This is a genomic window from Paenibacillus taichungensis (assembly GCF_013359905.1).
GTDB lineage: Bacteria > Bacillota > Bacilli > Paenibacillales > Paenibacillaceae > Paenibacillus > Paenibacillus taichungensis.
Genome location: NZ_JABMCC010000115.1, coordinates 408,499 through 431,432, shown reverse-complemented (window position 1 = coordinate 431,432; position 22,934 = coordinate 408,499). Strand labels below are relative to the sequence as shown.

16 protein-coding genes are annotated in these 22,934 nt (G+C 45.3%); 1 reads left to right on the top strand and 15 read right to left on the bottom strand.

What is annotated here, in order from left to right; genetic code table 11:
* Positions 1–8 precede the first annotated feature (8 nt).
* Positions 9–3,392 (bottom strand): discoidin domain-containing protein, encoded by a 3,384-nt coding sequence (locus HP548_RS21170; protein ID WP_175382744.1) that lies wholly within the window; start codon positions 3,390–3,392, stop codon positions 9–11.
* A 579-nt stretch (positions 3,393–3,971) separates the two neighbouring features.
* Positions 3,972–5,027, bottom strand: a complete 1,056-nt coding sequence (locus HP548_RS21165) for a YeiH family protein (RefSeq protein ID WP_175382743.1) — start codon at positions 5,025–5,027, stop codon at positions 3,972–3,974.
* Between the two features lie 182 nt (positions 5,028–5,209).
* Between HP548_RS21165 and HP548_RS21160 the strand changes: the two genes are divergently transcribed.
* Entirely contained in the window at positions 5,210–6,103 is an 894-nt protein-coding gene (locus HP548_RS21160; protein ID WP_076288431.1) for a LysR substrate-binding domain-containing protein, read from the top strand.
* Positions 6,104–6,132: 29 nt separating this feature from the next.
* Here HP548_RS21160 and HP548_RS21155 read toward each other — a convergent pair whose 3' ends face one another.
* From HP548_RS21155 to HP548_RS21095, 13 genes are all read right to left on the bottom strand, one after another.
* Complete coding sequence (locus HP548_RS21155; protein ID WP_175382742.1) at positions 6,133–7,755, bottom strand: glycoside hydrolase family 13 protein; 1,623 nt, start codon at positions 7,753–7,755, stop codon at positions 6,133–6,135.
* 59 nt (positions 7,756–7,814) lie between these two features.
* On the bottom strand, positions 7,815–8,708 hold the full coding sequence (locus tag HP548_RS21150; protein WP_083678829.1) for a carbohydrate ABC transporter permease: 894 nt from the start codon (positions 8,706–8,708) through the stop codon (positions 7,815–7,817).
* A gap of 13 nt (positions 8,709–8,721) precedes the next feature.
* On the bottom strand, positions 8,722–9,636 hold the full coding sequence (locus HP548_RS21145; protein ID WP_175382741.1) for an ABC transporter permease: 915 nt from the start codon (positions 9,634–9,636) through the stop codon (positions 8,722–8,724).
* 61 nt (positions 9,637–9,697) lie between these two features.
* The gene (locus HP548_RS21140; RefSeq protein WP_175382740.1) at positions 9,698–11,434 is read right to left on the bottom strand and encodes an extracellular solute-binding protein; all 1,737 of its coding nucleotides are present in this window, start codon (positions 11,432–11,434) and stop codon (positions 9,698–9,700) included.
* A 333-nt stretch (positions 11,435–11,767) separates the two neighbouring features.
* Positions 11,768–13,426: an extracellular solute-binding protein gene (locus HP548_RS21135; RefSeq protein ID WP_246318148.1), complete on the bottom strand. Its 1,659-nt coding sequence runs from the start codon at positions 13,424–13,426 to the stop codon at positions 11,768–11,770.
* A 49-nt stretch (positions 13,427–13,475) separates the two neighbouring features.
* Complete coding sequence (locus HP548_RS21130) at positions 13,476–14,882, bottom strand: response regulator transcription factor (protein ID WP_076288427.1); 1,407 nt, start codon at positions 14,880–14,882, stop codon at positions 13,476–13,478.
* On the bottom strand, positions 14,879–16,591 hold the full coding sequence (locus tag HP548_RS21125) for a sensor histidine kinase (RefSeq protein WP_175382739.1): 1,713 nt from the start codon (positions 16,589–16,591) through the stop codon (positions 14,879–14,881). Before HP548_RS21125 ends, HP548_RS21130 begins: the two co-directional genes overlap by 4 nt.
* Positions 16,592–16,749: 158 nt before the next feature.
* Positions 16,750–16,872 (bottom strand): sporulation protein YjcZ, encoded by a 123-nt coding sequence (locus tag HP548_RS21120; RefSeq protein WP_079697598.1) that lies wholly within the window; start codon positions 16,870–16,872, stop codon positions 16,750–16,752.
* Positions 16,873–17,042: 170 nt separating this feature from the next.
* Complete coding sequence (locus tag HP548_RS21115; RefSeq protein WP_175382738.1) at positions 17,043–18,431, bottom strand: MGH1-like glycoside hydrolase domain-containing protein; 1,389 nt, start codon at positions 18,429–18,431, stop codon at positions 17,043–17,045.
* Positions 18,432–18,459: 28 nt separating this feature from the next.
* Complete coding sequence (locus tag HP548_RS21110) at positions 18,460–19,311, bottom strand: ABC transporter permease subunit (protein WP_175382737.1); 852 nt, start codon at positions 19,309–19,311, stop codon at positions 18,460–18,462.
* Positions 19,289–20,347 carry a carbohydrate ABC transporter permease gene (locus tag HP548_RS21105; RefSeq protein WP_175382736.1) on the bottom strand — a complete coding sequence of 353 codons (1,059 nt, stop codon included), beginning with the start codon at positions 20,345–20,347 and terminating at the stop codon, positions 19,289–19,291. Before HP548_RS21105 ends, HP548_RS21110 begins: the two co-directional genes overlap by 23 nt.
* A gap of 12 nt (positions 20,348–20,359) precedes the next feature.
* Positions 20,360–21,607 (bottom strand): sugar ABC transporter substrate-binding protein, encoded by a 1,248-nt coding sequence (locus tag HP548_RS21100; protein WP_175382735.1) that lies wholly within the window; start codon positions 21,605–21,607, stop codon positions 20,360–20,362.
* A gap of 38 nt (positions 21,608–21,645) precedes the next feature.
* Entirely contained in the window at positions 21,646–22,701 is a 1,056-nt protein-coding gene (locus HP548_RS21095) for a LacI family DNA-binding transcriptional regulator (RefSeq protein ID WP_175382734.1), read from the bottom strand.
* Positions 22,702–22,934: the final 233 nt, after the last annotated feature.

Sequence of the window (22,934 nt, the reverse complement as noted above, 5' to 3'; positions counted from 1 at the left end):
TATAAATTTTATTGAATGATCAAATTAAAGCCATTTTGAATCTGATTCACATTAGGGTTGGCAATGTTGCTTGTTGTCAGATTATTGAAGGTGGCAGAACCGTTACCCGTATAGGTGTAAATTGCTGCACCTTTATGCGGGGTTGTGAACCTAGATGTCTCAATGCCGTCCAGACCAGTACCATTAATGTTGATGTTATTAAACACAATGTTCTGGAAACCGCCGCCGTACCCGAATTGAACAGCACTGCGCTGCGTATTGAGGATGTCAATATTGGTAAACGTTACGTTCTTGATGGAATCATTGGAAGCTTCCAGATCAATAGCTCCGCGTTCACCATTGTACAGATCTTTACTTGTGCCACTGTTAATGATCGTTGTATCGGAGAACAGAATACCTGTGTTATTTTGGAAATGGTATCCAGGGAAAACAGTGTTCATCCGGATCGCCGAACCACCAACCGTATCAACAATCAGGTTGTTGGTTGCCTTATGTCCGCTGCCACCAAAAAATGCAATGCCTGCTGCGCGCCAGTTATTCTCAATCGTGTTGAACGAGAATGTATTGTTCACACCAGCAGGAGCACCATTCACGTTGCTGGTCCATACGGCAAGACCATCATCACCATTGTTGCGGACACTGCTGTTCCGTACAGTCGAATTGCTCGTGCCTTGGGCAAAGTTGACACCGTCAGCAAGGTTATTCCGAATACGACTGTTCTCGATCACTAGGCCATCGGCAATGATTGCAGGTGTGTGGGCGTAATCCCCTACCCAGAAACCACATTCAAAGTGCTCAACCCATACGTTGCTAACCTTTGAATTTTTACCGAAATTGTCCATAAATCCTTTGTAAACTGCATTCTCGTTATAGCGCGAACGCAGCATGGAATTCATATAAATATTGCTGAAATCCAGCTTGCCCTGCACACGGAAAGAAATCCCGCCTGAAGCTGCATTAGGGTTCGTAAACTGAATGTTCGTATGCCAGATACCTGCACCTACAATGGTAAGGTTGTTAATCATATTTGTCGGCGTACCAATTTTCCACATATTGCCCAGATGGAACGTGCCCTCAGGGATATATAGAGTCTTGCCTGTAGATACCGCGGATTGGACCGCCGCTTCGAATGCGGCAAGGTCATCTTTTCCATCATTTGCAATCGCACCGAAATCGGTTACAGAGACGGAGTTAGCCGGGCGCGGGATTACCGCTTGAACGGGTTCGATTTCGAGGAAATCCACACCGTATTCCAGGTTATCTCCATTGTTTTTCTGAATACGAATGGTGTCTCCAGCTTTTAGAGGTGTATCCAGTTTCCAGTGCACTTCATCAAAACGGAACAACGGACGTCCTGCACTTGGTGTATCCCCCGGATGATCACTGGAGAAGTACTGCCAATTGTAGTAGGAGGTCAAAGGAACCGTTTTGGCCTTGGTCCCGTTAACATAGACGTCAAGTGCGCCGTTAAGACCCATGCCATCTGTGGAATCCGGCATCGTGAATCGCATGGTTACACCTGCGCCTCCCTCCCCTTGTCTAACCGTCCATTGTGCATAGGAACCGTTGGAAGGAAGAGCGATATAGCGCTGGCCAGAGGCTTCCGAAGCCGTCAGAGCCTGATCAAAGGTCGGTGCGGATTTCAGTGTGGCACTGCCACCCCGCGTAGCATCATCCGTATCATACCGGGTATAAGGCATGCTTGCACCACGGGCTGAATATACGTTCAAACCTGTTGTAACGACGTTATTCGTTTGTTTGACCGGAGCTTCATTATTGTCCACTGCTACGGTAGTTGTCACATTGTAGTTACCAGTTGCAGCAGTCCAGGTACCTACATTGACATTGACCGAAGCTCCAGGTGCTAATGTACCGGTATAGGAACCACTATACGTCTGAAGCGTTGCTCCGGCAGCGTTCTTGAGAACCACTGTAACTCCGTGTGCACCACCTGCGGAGGCCATGTTGCCTTGATTTTTCAGATTAACTGTAAATGTTACTGTACTGTTTGCTGTAGGGGTTCCAGGACTCCAAGAGACCGTGCCTACCAGATCAGAACTTGTAATCGGTGCAACCACCAAAGAAGAGGTGTGTGTGTAACTGTTGTTTCCTTCATTCTCTTCGATAATCTGGTTATTCTCATCTACCTTGGCACTGAGCGTATATGATGCAGCTGATTTATTGCCAGCATTAAGCGAGACCGTAGTCGAAGCCCCTGCTTGCAAAGTAGCTACAGGTGAGGAACCCGCCAGTTCATTGTTTAGATAGAAGTTGACGCTAGAAGCTGGAGAAGCGGCAGAACCAATGTTTTTGACGATGGCATTAAGGGTGATGGCATTGTTCTCCACTGGAGACGATGGAGACCAGGACATACCTGTAATCGTCAGATCAGGATTGGGTGCAGGTGTACCGAATACCTGAAATTCAGCAATTTGCCCGGCAGGAGCGCCCGAGTTCGTGGTAATGTTCAGTTGCAGACGTTTAACCGTTGCTGTAACGGGAATGGTCACCGTGTTACCGGAAGCCGGGTTGAATGTATATGATTGGGCGGAAACCAGATTGCTGAAGGTGGTTGTATCCTGGTTATGTCCAAGCACTTGAATGGTCTGTGTTCGGGTGCTCCAGACCGGATCCGGGTTCAGTTTAAGTACAATGGATGTAATCTTATGATTGGAGCCGAGATCCAACGTCAGTGAGCTTGGATTGCTGCCCCCTTCCCAGTAAGAATTGATATTGTTATCGTTAGCATTTGCAGCTACGAAGGATAAAGTGCTGGACGATGCAGTCATCGACTTGCCGATGGCGATGTTGCTTCCCTCTGTAGGGATGATTGGGGGATCCACAGGATCGGGGCCAGGTAGCGTTGGTCCCTCACTGCCTGGGCCGTAAATTTCAAATGTCGACAGTTGAGCTGCCGGCCACTCGGAATTGCCCGTTACGCTTAAGCGAACGTACCTTGTCTCGACAGCAGGAAAATCGATGGTCACCGAGTTCTCCCCAACTGATGGATTAAATACATAATCCGCAGAACCTACGATATCTGTGAACGATGAACCGTTCGTGCTGCCTTGCACGGTTATCGTTTGGGTTCTCTTTTCCCACACTGTCGGAATCTTCAATACAATTTGGTCAATGTTGGTGTTGGCGTCAAGATCCACTTGAATCCATTGGGGGAACTCACTATTGGTACTTTCCCAATAAGTTGCTTGGTTATTGTCAATCACATTGGTCGGGCTGTATGTTTGGTTGTACCCGCTCGCGGTAACCTGTTTGCCCTGTGCCAGATCCGGTCTTTCGGCTGCTGATACAGGAGATGGAAATCCGACAGTCAGGAATACGTTCGAGATCAGCATCGTTAATACGAGTGACCACACAATGTACTTGTTGCGCAAATTCAATTCCTCCTCAGGTTATTAGCAAAATGGATTTTCAAAGAAAATGGACGGTTGATCTGCCTAATTCTTTCGCTGCGCCGATCATCACCCCCTTATCAAAGTACAAAACAAAAAAATAGAAAACTCATACAACAACATGGTTACACGACAGTATTGCGTGGTCGCTACTTAACTTGAGGAGTTTCTTGGATAAACTGATTTGATTTTCTGCTTGGATTTGTCATCTCTGGAATAGATTAAGTATAAACCGCTTCCAATTCTCCTTATCGGACCCCTAGAGACGGTATTCGGACTTCTGATGTTCCTTTTTGGATGTTTACGAGCAGCCTTAAGGCTTGCGAACAGAAAATACATCGTTATCCAGACTTTCATATGTGCATTTCGGACTTTTGAACCAAAAGAGGGAAATATTTATATTTTTTCAAGAGATGGATTTATACTAATCCTTTCGTGTTTGTTCTGGATCTGATGACCAGCTTCTTTCAAACAACAAAAAGCACGGATTGATCCACTAAGGGTCAATGCGTGCTTTTTATTAAATTCATGCAGTGGAATACTTAATTTTGGACACACGACCTAGTTCAGGCCAAAGCCACAAACGAGCATAAAGCCTAGAATGGACAACACAATAGAGCCCAGAAATCCTGCCATAAAAGGTTTCTTGCCCAGACGACGGAAGGTTGAAATATCCACACCCAACCCCAATCCAGCCATCGCCATCGCGAGCAACATATAGGACAGAACCAGAAGTCCCGAGATCATCTCTTGCGGAATAATACCCAGCGTGTTTAACCCACTCATAGCCAGAAAACCGAAAATGAACCAGGGTACTGGCAATTCACGCCACCGGATTCCTTTAGATGATTTTTGCTCTCCCCCACGCGCTTGTCGTCCACTCCACAAGCCAATGATCAGGGCAATGGGCACCAACATAGCGACCCTAGTTAGCTTCACGATGACTGCCATATCCAGTGCTGTTTGCCCTCCAGGTGCAGCCCCAGCGATGACGTGTGCCACTTCATGCAGTGTAGCGCCTGTGAATAGGCCATATCCATTCACACTTAAACCCAACACCGGGTATAGCAATGTATAGGCTAAAGTGAAAATTGTGCCGAGTATCGCCACTGTGGCCGCACCTACTGCCGTTTCTTCATCTTTGGCCTTGATCTGTGGCGCAATCGCGACCACTGCCGCTGCACCGCAGATGGCTGTTCCACAAGCAGTAAGCAGCCCTATTCGTTTGTCGATCTTTAACCACTTGCTCAGTCCGTAGACAACAAAAATCGTGACAACAACATTGATTGCCGCTAGCGCAACGACTTTGTATCCTGCATGGACAATATCCATAAGGTTCAGCTTCAAACCCAGCAGGATGATGCCAAACCGCAGCAATCGTTTTCCCGAAAAGGATATCCCTGATTGCGCGGTCAGCGGAACGCCACGCACCGCCCGGTACAAGATGCCAAGCAGAATTGCAATAACGAGTTGACCCATGATATTTAAAAGCGGCAGATAACCCAGCAGCTTGGCGATAAACGAGAGCAGTAAAGTCAGTCCGATCCCCTGCAGAAATCCCCTGTTCCTAAGACCTTTTATGTTTTTGACGAATTTCAATTGTGTCTGTAAAATCATAGCTCCACACTTCCTTATTGGATAAAGTATATCCTCACTATAGAAGCAGACAGGAAGGAAGTGAAATATGAATCTGCGATCCTAACCATTATAAAAACTTATGATTTGTTAGGTATCTTATGCTAAAATGAGCTCAATAGGCTTATAACTATAAAAACACACTATTTAAATGAGGAATTCTAATGATAACTGATGCCTTAAAAGTCTTCGTTACCGTTGTAGAACAAAGCCATTTCTCCAAGGCTGCAGAACTGCTGAACCTGTCCCAACCGGGGGTGAGCCTGCATATCAAAAATTTGGAGAATGAGCTGGGAGCCAAGCTACTGCATCGTTCTCCAAAGCAAGTGTCCCTGACTGAAGCGGGGGCAATCCTCTACAGACATGCCAAAGTCATTCAGTCCCGCTACGATGAAGCCCGGCAGGAGATTCAGATGCTGCGGGATGAAGTGACTGGAAGCATTCAGATCGGGGCAAGCTTCACCATCGGTGAATATATTTTGCCTAAGAAGCTGGCAGAATTCGCATCACAGTATCCTCAGGTCAACATTCAGGTTACGATTGGCAATACCCAGGAGATTCTGTCTGCGGTTAGGGGAAATCAGCTGGATATCGGATTTGTGGAGGGTGAAGCGCGAGCCTCGGCAGACCTTGACGTTATCCCTTACATGAAGGATGAGATGATCGTAGTAGCTCCTTCCGGTCACCCCCTCTCCGGTTCCGTTGTGGTAGAGCAGAATATGCTTCAGGATCAGGTCTGGGTTCTTCGTGAGTTGGGTTCGGGAACACGCGCGTTTAGTGATCATTTTATGGAACAGACTACGATTCGCCCTAAGCGGTCTTATGTCTTCACTAGCAGTCAGGGTGTGAAGGAAGCAGTTGCTGCGGGACTCGGAATTGCAATGGTATCCAGATGGATTGTTCATAAGGAGCTGGCAATCGGGGAAGTTGAAGAACTGCGAATCAGACAACTGCATCTGGAACGCAGCTTCTCCATCATTCGTCTCATCGAGCATTCACATTCCATGGCGCTTGACGTTTTCTTGCAAAAGCTTCTTTTCGTCAAAAAAGAGGGTTGATGGCTATTCGCCTTCAACCCTCTTTCTAACTACACAAGCAGATACATTCTTGCTTCATAAGGCCTCAGTTCATTCTCTGAGTGGACGTCCGCATAGTTACTAATTAATAATGTTTTATCCTCTCCAAACTCCTCAGGAATATCAAACGTAACTGTATTGCCATAGAAGTTGCACAGGACTAGCAATTTGGTATCACCAAGTGTTCGTGTGTAAGCGAAGAGGTTCGTGTCTTCCGGATACAACAGTTCATAATCCCCATAGATGATCACTTCATGCTCTTTTCGCAGCTGAATCAGAGTTTTATAGTAATGGTAAATGGAATGCGGATCATTGATAGATTCTTCCGCATTAATCTCCGTGTAGTTCGGATTCACCAAAATCCATGGTTTTCCATCTGTAAAACCCGCATTTTCGGAAGCATCCCATTGCATCGGCGTACGTGCGTTATCACGGCCTTTTGCATAAATGGATTCCATCACTTCTTTCTCAGCATACCCATTCTCGACCCGTTCCTTATACAGATTCAGCAACTCAATATCACGGTATTCTTCAATAGGGTAACGTACATTCGTCATGCCTAACTCTTCACCCTGGTACACATATGGCGTACCTTGCATGCCATGAAGAAGAGTAGCCAGCATTTTGGCAGACTGCACACGATATTCCCCGTCATTTCCCCAACGGGACACGATCCGCGGAAGATCATGATTATTCCAGAACAAGCTGTTCCAGGCTTCGCCCTTCAACTCGGTCTGCCATTTGGACAACACTTTCTTTAATTGAAGCAGATCCAGCGGCTGGAGATCCCACTTGCCTTTTCCCTCCTGCTCATCCAGGCTAATATGTTCAAATTGGAAGACCATGGATAGTTCACTGCCGTCCGGGTTGCTATAAAGCTTGGCACTTTCGGGCGTTGCTCCCCAGGTTTCTCCGACGGTTAGCAGATCACCCTTCTGGAATGTCTCTTTACTGAGTTCACGCATATATTGGTGCAAATTTGGCCCATTGCCTGTAATTTTGAGGTCAGGCTGCTTGCCAATCAGATCGATAACATCAAGACGGAACCCGCCCACGCCTTTATCCATCCACCATTGAATCATATCGTATATCTCCTGCCGTACCTTGGGGTTCTCCCAGTTAAGATCCGGTTGTTTAACAGAGAAAAGATGCAGGTAATACTGTCCCAGCTCGGGAACCCATTCCCAGGCTGATCCACCAAACGTTGAACCTAAATCGTTGGGAGGTGTTCCTTCCACACCATCTCTCCACACATAATAATCGTGGTATGGATTATCCTTACTTTTCCGCGCTTCCTTAAACCAGGGGTGCTCGTCGGATGAGTGGTTAAGCACCAGATCCATGATTATTCGGATGTCCCGCTTGCCTGCCTCCTGAATCAGCAATTCCATATCCTCAAGCGAACCAAACATCGGATCGATATCCTGATAATCTGAAATGTCATACCCGTTGTCATCTTGCGGCGATTTGCACACTGGTGACAGCCAGATCGCACCGATGCCAAGATCCTTCAAATAATCGAGTCGGGATAAAATACCTTTCAGATCCCCGATTCCATCACCATTGCTATCTTGAAAGCTGCGAGGATAAATTTGATATACGACAATTTCTTTCCACCAATTTTTATTTCCCATCACGCACCACCTTTCTCTTGATCCAGATTCTGCTCATCTAAATTCCGTTTCATGCACTATTATTCTTTTACCGACCCCACAACAATTCCGGTTACAAAGTATTTTTGCAGCAGCGGGTAGATCAGAAGCAGCGGAATGACAGCCACTACGATTTTGGCTGCATTTAGATTTTTGTTCGAAATCTCAGTTAGATTGCTGAGCTGAGCAGAGTTCGTGCCGGATTGAAGAAGCTCCGCGATATTCACGTTAAGAGACTGAATATAGGTCATTAGCGGATAATTGCTAACTTTGGTCATATAGATCAATCCACTGAAGAAATCATTCCACGTGCCCACGATACTGAACAGGGATACGGTCGCCAGCGCAGGAATAGACACGGGCACATACACTTTGAACAGGACCTGCAATGCATTTGCCCCGTCAATGAATGCCGCTTCTTCAAGCGCTTTTGGTACTGCGGCGAAGAAGTTCATCACAAGGATGACACTGAATATTGGGACAGCACCCGGCAGTACAAGCGCCCAAATGGTATTGAGCATATCCAAGTTTTTGATCAACAGATAACTAGGGATCATGCCCCCACTGAATAGCATGGCAAAAATCATGATATTCATATATATATTTCTGCCCTTAAACTCCCTTTTCGATTTGGACAGCGGGTAAGCCATCAAAACAATAAGAATCATGTTGAGCACTAGAGATAGAGCCACACGTAGAACTGAAATGCCAAAGGATCGCCAGAACTGCGCATCCTCAATAATTTTCGAATATGCGGCTGTTGTAAACTTAACGGGTAACAGACCTACGGCATTGGCCGATACGGCCTCACTGCTGCTGAATGAAATCGCAACGATATTCCATAATGGAAGGAGGCAGATCAAAGCCAGCAATATAACGATGGCGTAGATGACAAACCGGCCCATTCGGTCTTTCAGGCTTGCGGAATAAGACACAAGTTTCGCCTCCTTAGAATATTTTTCTGTCGGTGTATTTTTTGGCCAATTCATTGGCGGACAATAATAGAACAATACCAATCACTGACTTGAACAACCCAACAGCCGTACCGAAACTATACTGTCTGCCAACGAGACCGATCCGGTATACATAGGTATCCAGAATATCGCCCGACTCATAGACAACCGGGTTGTACAGATTGTAGATTTGATCGAAGCCTGCGCTCAAAATATTGGTGAGACTCATAACCCCCATGAGCAGGATAATAGGGAGCATACCCGGTAATGTAATATGCCATACTTTTCTCCACCAGCTCGCTCCATCTATCCCTGACGCTTCATATAGGCCGGGATCAATCGAGGTAATTGCAGCCAAATAAACGATGGAGCTATAACCGAATTCCTTCCATACGTCCGTCCCGATAATCAACGGCTGGAACCAGGTGTTGCTTCCGAGAAAATTAATATTTTCCAAGCCGAAAAAGGCTAAAATCTGATTTACACTTCCATCCAGGCTGAACATGTTAACAACCACGGAGGCCAGAACAACCCAAGACAAAAAGTGAGGCAGATATACAATGGTCTGCACAGATTTTTTAACAAATTTAAAGCGGATTTCGTTTAATAAAATGGAAAAAATGATGGCCATCAGTGTTCCAAGTAGAATCTTGGCGATGGCAATCACCAACGTATTACTGATCACTTGGCCGATGTCCGGCAGCTTGAACATATAAATAAAATGCTTGAGCCCAACAAACTCGGAGCCAAACATACCTTTGGCTGGTACGTAATCCTGAAACGCCGTAATGACACCAACCATTGGAATGTAGCTGAATATCAGCAAAAATAAAATGCCTGGCAGCATCATCATATGATACATGGCACCCGTGCCCAAGCGGTTTCTTGCTTTATATTTTTCCTGCTTCATGGATGAACCCCTTTCCTGAAGAAAGGCTGCTTAGCGCAGCCTATCAGCAGTGTTAGCTTAATTATTTTTGGGATGTGGTCTCAGCTTCGATCTCCTGGATCACTTGGTCTCCGCCTTGTTTCTTCCAATTGCTGACGAATGTTTCGAAGTAATCCAGCGGTTCCGCACCCGTTATGATTTTGATGAAGGATTCCTGTTCCATTTTGGTCAGGTTAGCCCACGTCTGTTTCATGCTTGGTGTAGTTCCGGAGAACGCTGGCGTCATCCAGTTGAATTTGCCTTCTTGTGTCAACTTATCGATCAGCCCCACTCCGTTCATACGTGAGTGATATTTCGACCAAGCTGTTACATCATCCGTATCCTGGTCTTTCAAGTACGTTTGGATACTGCCAATATTGTTCTTCGATTCCGTTGTACGGACCTGATCCAAACCGATCTCGCCTTTAATTCCACGAACAACGTCGGAGTAATCATCCAACAGGGATGTTGCCGAGTTGACTTCAATATTAAAAGGTCTGGTTGAACCGTCTACACCGCTTTCCAAATACTTAGCTGCCTCTGGCATGGTAGTTGCGACATCTTTGTCATTTGCCAATTTATCGTAGAACAGATTAATAATTTTAATCGCGAGTTCCGGGTGTTCATAACCTTTTCTCACAACGATAAACTGACCGGATGGATTGGCGTGTGCCACGTTTACCTTACCGTCTGCATCCTCCAGCGTGTAAGCCGTGAATTTTGCATGTTTATCCATCTGTTTCACACTGCTAAGTCCCCAGTCTGGAATGTGCCACGGTCCAAAAGCAATTCCGCTCTGACCATTGGTGTACAGTGCAGTGATATCGTCAAATGTACGGGTTCCAAATTGCGGGTCAATGATACCTCTCTTGAACCAGTCGGCCATAACGCCCAGCATCTGCTTGGTTTCCTCTGTAGTCGAACCGTAAACGATGCTGCCGTCTTCACCCTTCATCCAATATTGAGGATACGCGCCTTCGGTTGAAGCAACACCCAGCATGGTATAGGCAGAACCGTTATAGTCCGTCGTATTCAAGGTGTTTACAAAAGGAATGCCCACCGGTTTCCCAGTTTGCCCAGGATCTTTTTTCAGGAACTCTTCTGCTGTTTTCTCTACATCTTCCAGCTTGATGGCACCGTCTCCGTCAGCATCGAGTTTGATTCCCAGCACATCCAGCCAATCCTGACGAACCCAAACCATAGTTGGTGCGGAGTCCAGAGAGGTCGCTGGAAGGCCCATCAGTCGGCCATCAATCGTGGCATTGTCCAGTGCACGGCCATCGTAGGAGTCATAAATTTGCTTGATATTATCGGTGGCATATTGTTTGTATACTTCCGTTAGATCTTCAATTAGATCATTATCAACCAGTTCTTTAAGTTCATCCTTGGAATCGACACGCATCATATCGGGCAGTTCCCCGGAAGCGATTGCAAGAGAGACCTGACGACTGTAATCTTCACCATTAGCCTCAAATTGGTCCTTAATTTGTGCGTTAAACGATTCTTTAACCAGACGGGTATACGCATTGTTCTCATATGTATCACCAGCCGGTAATTTCGGGTTCGCCGTCGTAACACGCCCCATCGTTACCGTCACTTCGTCTTTATAAGCACTGAACGGATCTCCAGGTGTTACCTCATATTGGCCTGCATCCTCAGCAGTCGGCGGATTCGAAGATCCCCCACAGGCTGCAAGGACGGAAACCATCAATGCGGACATGGACAGCACTGCCAGTCGTTTCGTCAACAGTTTGCTTTTTATTGACCAATTATTTCTCATCAAATTCAACTCCCCTTCGTTCTGATTATTTCTCTATCATGTTGTTTGCGCTTTCATTATAAAACTTGGAGAAGCTTAATCGAGATAGGGATTAAACGCTAGTTTGGATAGAGAAATGTATACAGTTTTCACTCGGATCAACGAACAACATGGAGGTTGTGAACATTTATCTCACCTACTGACTTACATTTGTCTATCCTCGTTAATAAGTGAGGGTAGCATAGCTAGTGTGGCACAAAGAAAAACCGGCAAACTCCTTAAGCAGGAGTCTACCGGCTATGAATGATCGAATTAAGTAAAAAACGTGGGGATTCTTGCAGCTATGTTAGCAATTCAGCGTTGATTCTGTGGAGGAGTCACTTCAGCAGTCACTTGGTCGCCTCCCTGTTCTTTCCACTCTTGTACGAATTGATCGAATGAATCGATCGGTGCAGCGCCTAAAATAATTTTCAAAAACGTATCATGTTCCAGCTTGGACAATTTGCTCCATAATTTCTCCACCGCTGGCGTGCGTTTGTAGGTAAGGCTTCGAACTTTATGGATATTCGGATCAAAGAAGTTTCTTCCACCCACGAGCAGTGAATAACCACGCATAAAGTTCTCGTTGTGCTGATCCCAATACGAAATGCCAAGTTGATCATAAGGCTTTAGCTTGGTTTGTTTTATCGTCGAAACTGTATTTTCCAGCAGCTTATATTCGGACTTGTCCTTAAAATCAGCTGGGGTTTTAGTTCCGGCCAGAATCTCCTGCACGGCTTTGGATTCAAATCGTGCTTCATCTGCTGGAGCAAAGAAATTGCGGCTGAGCATAAAACTCGTACCATACTTGAACTCATCACGGAGGTACAGATTGTTTATCTTGATGATCGCTTCGGGATGAGCGTACCCTTTGCGAACCACCAGGAAAGAACTTGAGGGATTATCCACCTTCACACGAAATGCTCCGTTTGCATCCAGTGGGAGCGCGTAAGCCTGCCAGTTCGCCTTGGGATCATTCAGCCAAGCGCTTGGGAGCGGCCAGTAGCCTGCAAAGAAACCTTGAAAGAACATCCCCGCCTGTCCGCTAATGACGGTTTCCTCTGGCTCTTTGCGAATGCCCAGATCTGGATCAAGCAGACCTTTGGCATACATATCGCGAAGCCTAATCAAAGCGTTCCTTGTCTCTGGTAGAATCGAACCGTATACAAGTTTTCCATCTTTTTCGAGCCAATATCCGGGGAAAGCTCCATAAGCTGCGAAGATTGGCGTTAGATCAAAAGCAAAAGCGCTGTTGTTGAAATCGTTAAACAGACTTGTGCTTGAGGCAAGCCCGATCGTATCCCGTTTTCCGTTCCCATCCGGGTCCTGCTCCACAAAGGCCTTCGCGATAGCTTCCAATTCGTCCACTGTTTTCGGTGGTTTTAATCCAAGACGATCCAGCCAGTCCTGCCTGATCCAGAGCATACTGAAGTCCTCCGCCGTCACAGATGGAACAGCCATCATTTTCCCTTCAAAGGTCACTTGTTCCAGAGCCAATCCATTGGTGCTATCGATAATTTTCTTCATCTCAGGTGAAGCGCTGCTTGCATATGCCTTGGTCAGATCTTCAATTTCTCCCGCTTTGACCATCTCATTCAACTGAACTTGATTAACGATCATCGCATCTGGCAAATCATTGCTGGCAATAGCCAAATCAATTTTCTGTCCAAAATTCTCCTTGGATACCTGCCACATGACCTCAACATCAATGTTGAGGTTTTGCTTAATCATCGTTTTCCACATATTCTTTTCTAATGTCTCTCCTTCGGAGAGATCCGTACCTGTGGGGTCAACCACATATCCCAACCGGATGGAAACGGGATGTTCATATTTACCGAATGGCTCGGTGGCAGCTGTGTCAGGAGCGGTTGTCGTTGGACCAATTGGCGATTCCCGAAAGTATGAAATACTGAAAAATACGATCCCTGCAATCAAGCTGACGACAACAACACACACAGCCATCTTCTTGATCATTGCTTTCCCTTCTTTCACCGGATTGTCAGTCGGTTGTGTGGAGCGTACACTATTTGTCCGCTCTGCCTAATTGTCGATATTCACTAGGCAGCACGCCTGTCAGTTCGCGAAAGATTCGGCTGAAATATTTCTCATCCGTATAACCCACCCGCTCTGCAATCCAGAAAATCGTGTTGTTTGTGTTCAATAAATACTCTTTAGACTTCTCCATTCGTATATATCGGGAATAATCATTAAAGGTTTTTCCCATGATGTCCTTGAAGCATTGGCTGAAATAGCTTCTGCTAATATTGAGTTGCTGGGACAGCCCTGAAGCTGTAAATGCCTGATCCAGATCATTCTGCATAATCATCACGGCTTTTTTCACTCCATCTATCATTTCCTGAGAATAAGAAACCTGTTCATCCGCCTTTCGAATACTCTCAGAGGTCAGCTTGATCCACTGTTCCACCTCGTACCAGGATTGAAAGGAATGGATCATTGAGATTCTGCCCAGTGTAGTCTGTGCGAAAAGATGGTTCCACTCCATGACCAGGGAGTACAGTAATCCCATCAGCTGCCCTTTTTGCAGCCTTAGAGATCTAAACTCTTCAACAAGCTGGTTATAATAATTATCATTATGCGTCCACGGAGATAGAAACCAACTTCGTTTAATACGATCCATGTCCTCATCCCGAGGTTCTATTGGAGCTTTATCCTCTTCATTCATGGAAACGGCAATAACCGGATCTTGGGGTTCATACGCATAAAATAAGGACGATTCTGTATAGTTTATAATCCAGTTTTGAATTTGCGACCATGTCCGTTCCTGTACATCAGACAACACCAGTAGCGCACCTTGAGGAACTTGATCCAAATATCCCTTCAATCTATCAAATAGCTGATCCTCTTCACCCTGAGGTACCGCCCACATCCAGCTGTTCCGTTCCACTTCAAATTGGAGCTCATCTGTACCGGATTCGAGTCCAATGGGCCAGATCTGACCAGATTTTCGGTCCAGTGAAACAAGTGCATACACTTTACGATAATGGACGTTAGTTTCACCTAGCTGCGGCAGCTTTCGTCTTGTATTCGTGAGCTCACCAATCCGGGTATGTATTCGATTCAGTACATGTTCGAATTGTTCCTTCTCAAGCTGAACTTTGGCTATATAGTCGATCGCTCCCAGCCGAAGCGCTTCCTGGATATAATCAAAATCCTGATGAAGAGTAAGCACGACAATATGAAGTTCCGGGTATAGCTGCCTTGCAGCGCGCATCAGTTCAATGCCTGACATCACGGGCATCGCAAGATCCGTTAGCATCAGATCAACCGAGTTGGATTCCAGAAAATCCAGCGCCTTAGCCCCGTTACTTGCTTCTCCAACAACCTCCATGCCGAACTCGTTCCATGGCATTGCGGAGCTTATTCCTTTTCGCACCAATTTATCATCATCCACAATCAATACCTTAATCATGCCGAGATATCTTCTCCTTTGATCGGAAGTATAAGTAATATGCTTGTGCCAGTTCCCAGTTCACTCTCAATCACCAGTTGAGCTTGATCCCCGTATTGTGCTTGTAACATGCGGTGAACATAATTGAGCCCGATGCCCATCCCTACTTTTTGATGATCTGCTACACGATTGTTCAGAAGTCTTTCAATCGCTTCCTCCGTCATGCCAGCTCCATTATCCTGAATCATAATGTTCAGCGTTTCTTTGCGTGTCACTTCAATTTGAATAAAACCTTCGTCGCTCAGTCCATGGTAAAGTGAATTTTCTACCAGTGGCTGTAGAATAAAACGAGGTACAGGTATTTGAAGCACTTGTTCATCAGCCGAAATACGCACATCAAATTCAAAATCATAGCGAATTTGCTGCAGGATCAAGTACTGTCTAAGCGCGTCAATTTCCTCTTCCATCGTGGAAACCTGTCCTAATTTACCCAAATTGTAATACAACAGCTTATTCAGGGACTGCACCAGCTTGTCGATCTCCCCTTGTCCATTCATTACTGCCAGCCAGTGGACCGTATCCAGCGTATTCATCAAAAAATGAGGATTGATCTGGTACAGCAGCTTCTCTACTTCAAGGTCTGCACGAATTTTCTCTTTCTGCTGCACCTCTTTAAAGAGGTCACCGATTTGATGCTGCATATTCGAGAATTCGCCTAACAGAAAATCAAATTCCGGAATCTGCGTGCGGGTCTGGTTACCAGTTGTTTGAGGATTTTGAGACATGCCGTTGATCTCCGAGTGGAACAGACCGAGAGGTTTATAAACCATCTTCCACAGCAGCCAAGCCAGAAATACCGTAAAGCCCAGGAAAAATAAAGCGACCAGCAATATTTGAAGCAACCACTGGTTTTTTTCCTGTTGATACTTAGCCTGCGAGATCACCGACACAACGCTCCAGTTCTGAGTGGACCCCTGTCTGAACCAATGATAATCGCGAGCTATTCCGTCGGATGCTGCACCATTCGATAAGCTGGAGAAATTCTCCCCGACTTTCATCGCTTCCGGAATCTCACTATACACAATATTCCCCTCTCCATCGAGGATCAAGTGGGATAAATCTCCTTTGTACTGATTGTAACCCAATATATCCTGTGCAAGGTGAAAACCGGATTCAACGTAAATATACACATCGTCCCTCTGGGGTAATTTTACCTTCCGCATGGCGGATAAGACGAGCTGATCATCAAACCGGTTCATACTGACATGAGGACCATAGTAGGTAATCCCATATGCTTTGGAGAGTACAGGCAAAGATTCGGGTGCAAAACGATCCTTTATGGGAAAATTCCCAAACTGTGTGGAGCCATCCTTCTGAAAATAATACAATGTCAAACCTATATTCGGGTTGGTAAACGTTACGACATTTAATTCGCTCTTTAGTTCATCCCGAGTTTCAATCAATTCAAATATATTGGAGGATGGCTTCAACACCTCATCCAACTTTTTGCCTAATGTACCACTGTAGGATAATTGCTGAGTAACATGATTCAGGTTGGTGATCGAATTCTCCAGTGAGGAAGTCACCTGCTGTAAATTGCTCCGAATGCCATCATCGATCTTGTTCGCAAAAATGGAATCAATGGTGTAATAGGAAATCGCAACTATACTAATGAAGGGAATAAACGCACTGAGAAAAAACAGCAAAAAGATTCTTTTTTTAAGTGTCATTCCAACCTATTCTCCTTAACTTCATCCATTCTATGTTGAATGCATAACTCCATAAGTATAGATTGATAATTCAATATGTCAAACGCTTTCAAATTGTGATCATGACAAAAAGACCCTGCCAGCGTAATGCCAGCAGAGTTGTTATTATGCTAAAGGAATTAAACCAGGAAAGCTTTAGAGATGATGACCAACAAGATGAACAGAACAAGGATTGCGCCGATGGATGTGAAACCACCGTATCCACCAAGACCTCCAACATTTCCATATCCTACTTCACTCATGTAATCTCCTCCTCTTTTGTGTTATGTCATAAGGTATTCAACTCTTTGTGTATTGACAAGGCTTTTGAGGCAATCATCAAAAAAAGGGCTCTATCCGCTTATGCAGCAGACAGAAACCCCATCATCATACTGATCATTGTCTTCCATCGGAAGACTAGAGATCTTGAATTTTAACCTTCCTGTGCAATGGAAACACGGTGAATCTCATCTTCAGCCACTTTTACAGAAATAAAGCTGATCTGTTCTCCACCTTCGGTTGTTTCCTGCTCGGCAGCAACAGCTATGCCGTTGTGGTATAACGTCTCGGTATTTACAGGGAAAGCAGCCTTCCAGACAAAAGGTTTTCCAGATAACAGCGTCACTTCACTCTCTGTATTTCCCGTATGTTTAACCATAATGTTCCGATCAAGGATAGGGATATTACCCATTTCCGCCCATTCCAGTGAATGCGTAAGTCTTGGCAAGGTGCTAATTACGGATGCACCGTTTCCCGTAATTCCCATCAATCCTGCGGCGATGGAACCTATTACGCAATAAGATACCTCCGGGTAATCCCGTCGCTCCAATGATGGATCTACCAGCTCTTTCAGTTCAAAAAAGGCTTCTTCATTTTGACCGTACTGATAAAAAATATCCGGCAAGTAAGTCTTCCCTTCAACGTTAGCAACACGATGGATCTTGACATCCTCAAGCGCTTTAAGAAGTTTCTCCGGGTCACTGACTGCCCCGTAATAGAGAGGGAGAAATGTCCCTTCTGCATTATAGCCTGTTAGGAATGAATGATCTTGCAGCTTGGCGCCGAAGAAGCGCCTCTCCTCCTCGTTCCACCATTCCTGCTCATAACGCTGTTTCAGGTCTTGCGCCTTGGTGGCGTACACTTCCGCTATCTCCGTTTGGCCCCTGAGACGGGCAAGATGGACAAATGCACGGTAACCGGCAATTTGAGCAGCAATCATATCACCACCTATCAAAGGCTGATGTCCAGCCTCGTTGAAGGTAGCCAGGCCCCTGCGTCCGTATTCAGGATAATATTCCAATACTCCATCTCCGTCTTTATCCCAAGTGTTCGTATATTCATTTAAAGTCAAACTAAAGAAATCCAGTAACTTACTATTATTTAAATAATAAGTATCGCCGGTCCATAAGTATTGACGTAAGCTGGCATCAATAATGTCGAAATTCGCGGGGAGATTATACCAAAAATCCTCATCACTTTCATAATCGACTGGGGCAGGAACATTGTCCTTATTGATCTCCCAGTAGGTACACCAGTCACGTGACTCGGCAATATTTTCGGCAAATTGCATGATCATGTTCTTGGTATGGAGACGAAGCCCAAGAACAGCAGCTCCGGTGCTATGGTGCATGACATCACGGATGCAAAATGCTTCTCTGGCTGGAAGAGCGGCTTCGTACCATAGCCCGACGGGATCTTCACCAAAGTGGGCATATTCCAGCGCCTGCCGTTTGGCCCAAACAAAACCTTCATTCAACTCCTTATCGGAAGATTGAAAAGTTACTGCACCAGCTTGGGATTCTACCTCTCTCTCATAAGGCATGTCAAAGTCACTCCTGTCCTTTTTCGGTTTAACTTTCCTTGGAACCTGAGAAGGTCAGACCTTCCATAAACGCTTTTTGCGCGGTGAAGAATAATAGAATACACGGTAAAGTGATTACGACAGCAGCTGCCATTAACAAGTTGGTATCTGTGGCATAAGTACCCTGAAAACCCGCCAAACCGAGCGTGAGTGTCTTCCATTTGTCGCTGTTGATATAAATCAGCGGTCCCATGAAGTTGTTCCAGGAGCCCATAAAGACCATGACGCCAACCGCCATTAGAGCCGGTTTGGACAGCGGCAGGAAAATCTTCCACCAAATTTTAAAGTAACCGCAACCGTCGATGATCGCTGCTTCCTCCAATGCGACGGGTAGCCGGGAATAGAACTGACGTAGCAAAAAGATATAGAACGCCGATCCAAAGAAGGTCGGAACGATCAGCGGGTATAGCGTATCCAGCATGCCCAGATTCTTGAACAGAATGAATTGCGGAATCATCGTAACCTCGCCCGGTAGCAGCATGGTTGACAGCACTAGTACGAACAAGATCCCGCTTCCCCTCACCTTCAAGCGGGCAAAGGCATAGCCCACAATAGATGAAGAAAGAACCGTACCCACGATCGGGAACACCGTTGTAATTACAGTATTGACCAGATAACGACCAAACGGGAACGCGGTAAGCGCCTTCGCATAATTATCCCAGCGCCAGTTATCAGGCCATATACTCATTCCTGAAACTGCAACCTCTTCCAGACTCCTTAGCGAGGCAGAAACCATCCACAGAAAGGGATACAGGAACATAACGGCTCCGATTAGCAGCAATATATAGGCCAGCCAATGCACCTTTTTGTGAGCAGATTTACGCTCTTTTTTTATGGACACGACGCTTCCTCCTTCCGGTTTGCTCTGTTTCGTAATAAACCCATAATGCACTGCTGCGGAATACGAGCGCAGTGAACACGAGAATAATCACAAAGAGTACCCAAGCCAGGGCCGAACCGTAACCCATTTTGAACCACATAAAGGCATTTTGATATAAATAGTAGGCATAAAATAACAACGAATTATCAGGTCCGCCGTTAACCATGAAACCTTGGGTAAAGGTCTGGAATGCCCCAATCATACTTGTAACGGTGTTGAAAAATAATATCGGTGAAATCTGTGGTAGCGTCACATGCCAGGCTTTTCTTGCTGCCGTTGCTCCATCAATCTCAGCCGCCTCATACAAGCTTTGTGGAATATCCGAAAGACCGGCCAGATAGATAATCATATTGCCACCGACCGTCCAAAGACTCATGATAATGACTGCCGGCATTGACCAATCTGGACTGGAGAACCAGCCAGGGCCTTCGATACCAATCAAACGCAATAATGAATTGACCAGACCGACATTCGGGTTAAAAATCCAGATAAACAGTACCATTTGTGCAACACCCTGCACGAGCGTTGGCAAATAATAGATGGTACGGAAAAAATAGATCCCGCGCAGCTTCAAATTCATCAGCAAGGCAATCGCTAAAGAGAGAATGACCTGCAAGGGTACACTTACGAGTGTGTAATAGAAGGTCACGGACAGCGATTTATAAAACATAGTATCCTTGAACAACATGCGGTAGTTGTCCAAACCGATCCATTTCGGGTCGCTAACAACCTCCCATTTGTTGAAGCTGATATAGAATGAGAAAATCATCGGACCTACCGTAAATAACAGAAAGCCAATAATCCAGACTGAGACGAACAAATAAAAACTTGCCGTTTTGGTATGGATAATCCTCTTTTTCACAAGAACTCTGGTAATAGTATAAATAATAGCGAATACTAGCACGATAACGGTCAGAAAAGGGAGAAGAGGCAACAATGCTGCTGGTGCCCCTATTCCTTCATAGAAACTGTAGATCCCTTCTATTATTCCATTCATAGTTTGCTCCCGTTAGTTTTGTTGTAAAATCTTGTTTATCTTCTCTGCCACCTGCGGGAATACTTCCTTAACATCCTTGTTTCCAATTCCGATTGGTGTTGTATCATCGATAGCCTTCATCTCGTTGTTGATTTCATTCGTACCCTTCTGGGCTTCTTGTGTATGCTGCTTCTCGGCGGCAAGTACAAAGGCTTTTAGGTTCTTGTCGGGGGAAACCGTTTCAAACGCGCTTGTTGCACTGGAAATAACTGGAACCCCATAGGCATTCTTGTTTCCTCCGATGATCTTTTGCACCTCTTCGTTTTGTGTAAGGTGATTAATGAACGTTTCGGCAGCTTCAGCATTCTTGCTGTCCTTGCTTAGAGCCAGTCCATTAACTTCTTTGGAACCGCCGTTCCCTGGGAAAGGAACAATATCCCATTTGAATTTCTGCACATCAGCCATTTGCGGCAAATACCAAGGACCAAAGTCGGTGAACATGCCGATTCTTCCACCCAGGTACCAGTTCATCATGCTTTGTCCCTGCTTCTCACTATCGTTCGGCACGATGCCAGCTTGTTTGCTAGAGACAATATACTCAGCAGCAGCTATGACTTCTGGTGAATCTAGTGCCGACTTACTCAGATCATCGCTGTAAAATTGACCACCGAACGCATAAATCCAGTTACCGAGCCACAGCGGTTCTGAACCAAAAATCTTTGTTGCCCCTTCTCCAGATGTGAGTTTCTTTGCGATGTCATTGAATTGTTCAACCGTCATCGGTTCAGTCTTGCTTGGAAGCGGAATGTTATTTTTCTCAAAAAGATCGACGTTAATCGCCATAACTTTAGGCTTGATAATAAATGGTGCTGCATAGGTTTTGCCATCCACACTCATGGAATCGACGAGGGAAGGTGAACTGAAAAGCGATTCATCCAATTTCAATTCTTGGAAAGCGTTTGCAAAACCAGGCAAATCCCCTCCTGAGATCAGCATGACATCAGGAGTCGTACCTCCAGCAATCATCGTCTGTAGTTTGGTGAGGTAATCCTTCTGAATCCACTGGCTCTCAACCTGAATGTCGGGGTAATTTGACTCGAAGTTATCAATGGCTTGCTTGATCGCATCAGCTTCTGACTGAGCTCCCCAGAAGGCAAATGTTATTTTACCCTTGTCCTTCGTCCCGCCCTGACTTTTCGACGAGTTCCCTCCATTTCCGGAACACGCCGACAATGCAATTACAACAAGCAGAGATAAAATAATCAAAGACCATTTTTTCATCATTTTTCCCCCTATTGAATTGAATATTTAAATAAAGGTCAATCTTCCACGTCCCCTACGGATCTGATTTCCGCACCACAGCTGCTTCTAATAACCAGCTTCGACGGAATCACGATCTTTAACGGTACTTCTCTGCCACCGATCCGTTCTAGCAGCATTTTCACCGCGCTCTGGCCCATTTGTTCAGTGTAGATTTTCACCGTGGTTAACGGTGGATTAGCGTAAGAAGCCATTTCAATATCATCGATGCCGACTATTGCGATATCTTTCGGTACCTTTAACCCGGCTTCTTTTAAGGCCCTACCAGCAGCTATCGCCATGGGGTCGGAACCAATCAGGAAAGCTTCCGGTAAATCCTGCTTATCAATCACTTCCTTCATGAGCTGATACCCGGTAGACATGGAGAAATTATTACCGATATGGACATGCTCAGGCAGGTACAGATTTTTCTGCTTCATATAAGATTCAAAACTGCTTTGCCGTTGATCCACTGAATCAATACCAGAGTTGGAACCAAAACGATTGATGAAATCACGCGAGCTGATCAGGCCAATTTTTGTATAGCCAAGTCCGGTAAGATGATCCAAAGCCATCCGAGTTACCTTGTCAAAATCGACAACGACGGAATCAAAGCGGTCCTCATCCGGCGAATAGTCGACAAAAACAATGTTATGTATTCGGCTGAAGTACAAATTGTATGGATCAAATTCGAACTTGCCAATCACGATCAGGCCATCAAGCCCTGACAGGCTTTCATACGAATCATGGTTCACCCAGCGAATCGTCCGAGTAATGTGAAGGCCCAGCTGATTGAATTCCTTTTCGATTTGCAACCTTATAGTCAGGTAGTACGGGTCCTCCGACTCAAATTGCTCCGAACAGAAGGTCACCAACCCAATTTTATAATCTTTCAACTGCGCCGCTTGATTGGTATGACGACGCTGGGTTACTTTATATTGCAGCTGTTCTGCAGCAGAAAGAATTTTTCTTCTTGTTTCCTCCAATACCGATAAAGAAGGATCCCCGTTCAGTACACGGGAAACTGTAGATGGAGAAACACCGGCCAGACTTGCAATATCACGAATTGTTGGCACTACTGATCACCTTTTCACTTCATATTTGGGAAACACCCCTCACGATCATTTTATAGTTTTGCTAACCACTTGCCAATCACATTGTGTTTTGTTTACTAAACATTAGCGAACTAATGCGTGTTTTCAATATATCAGAGATCAATTTGTTTGACAATACCTTATTGTCATCGCTTACATCTATTTTTATTAGTGTAAAACGCCAATCACATCCCTCATTACGTATATTTATTTTA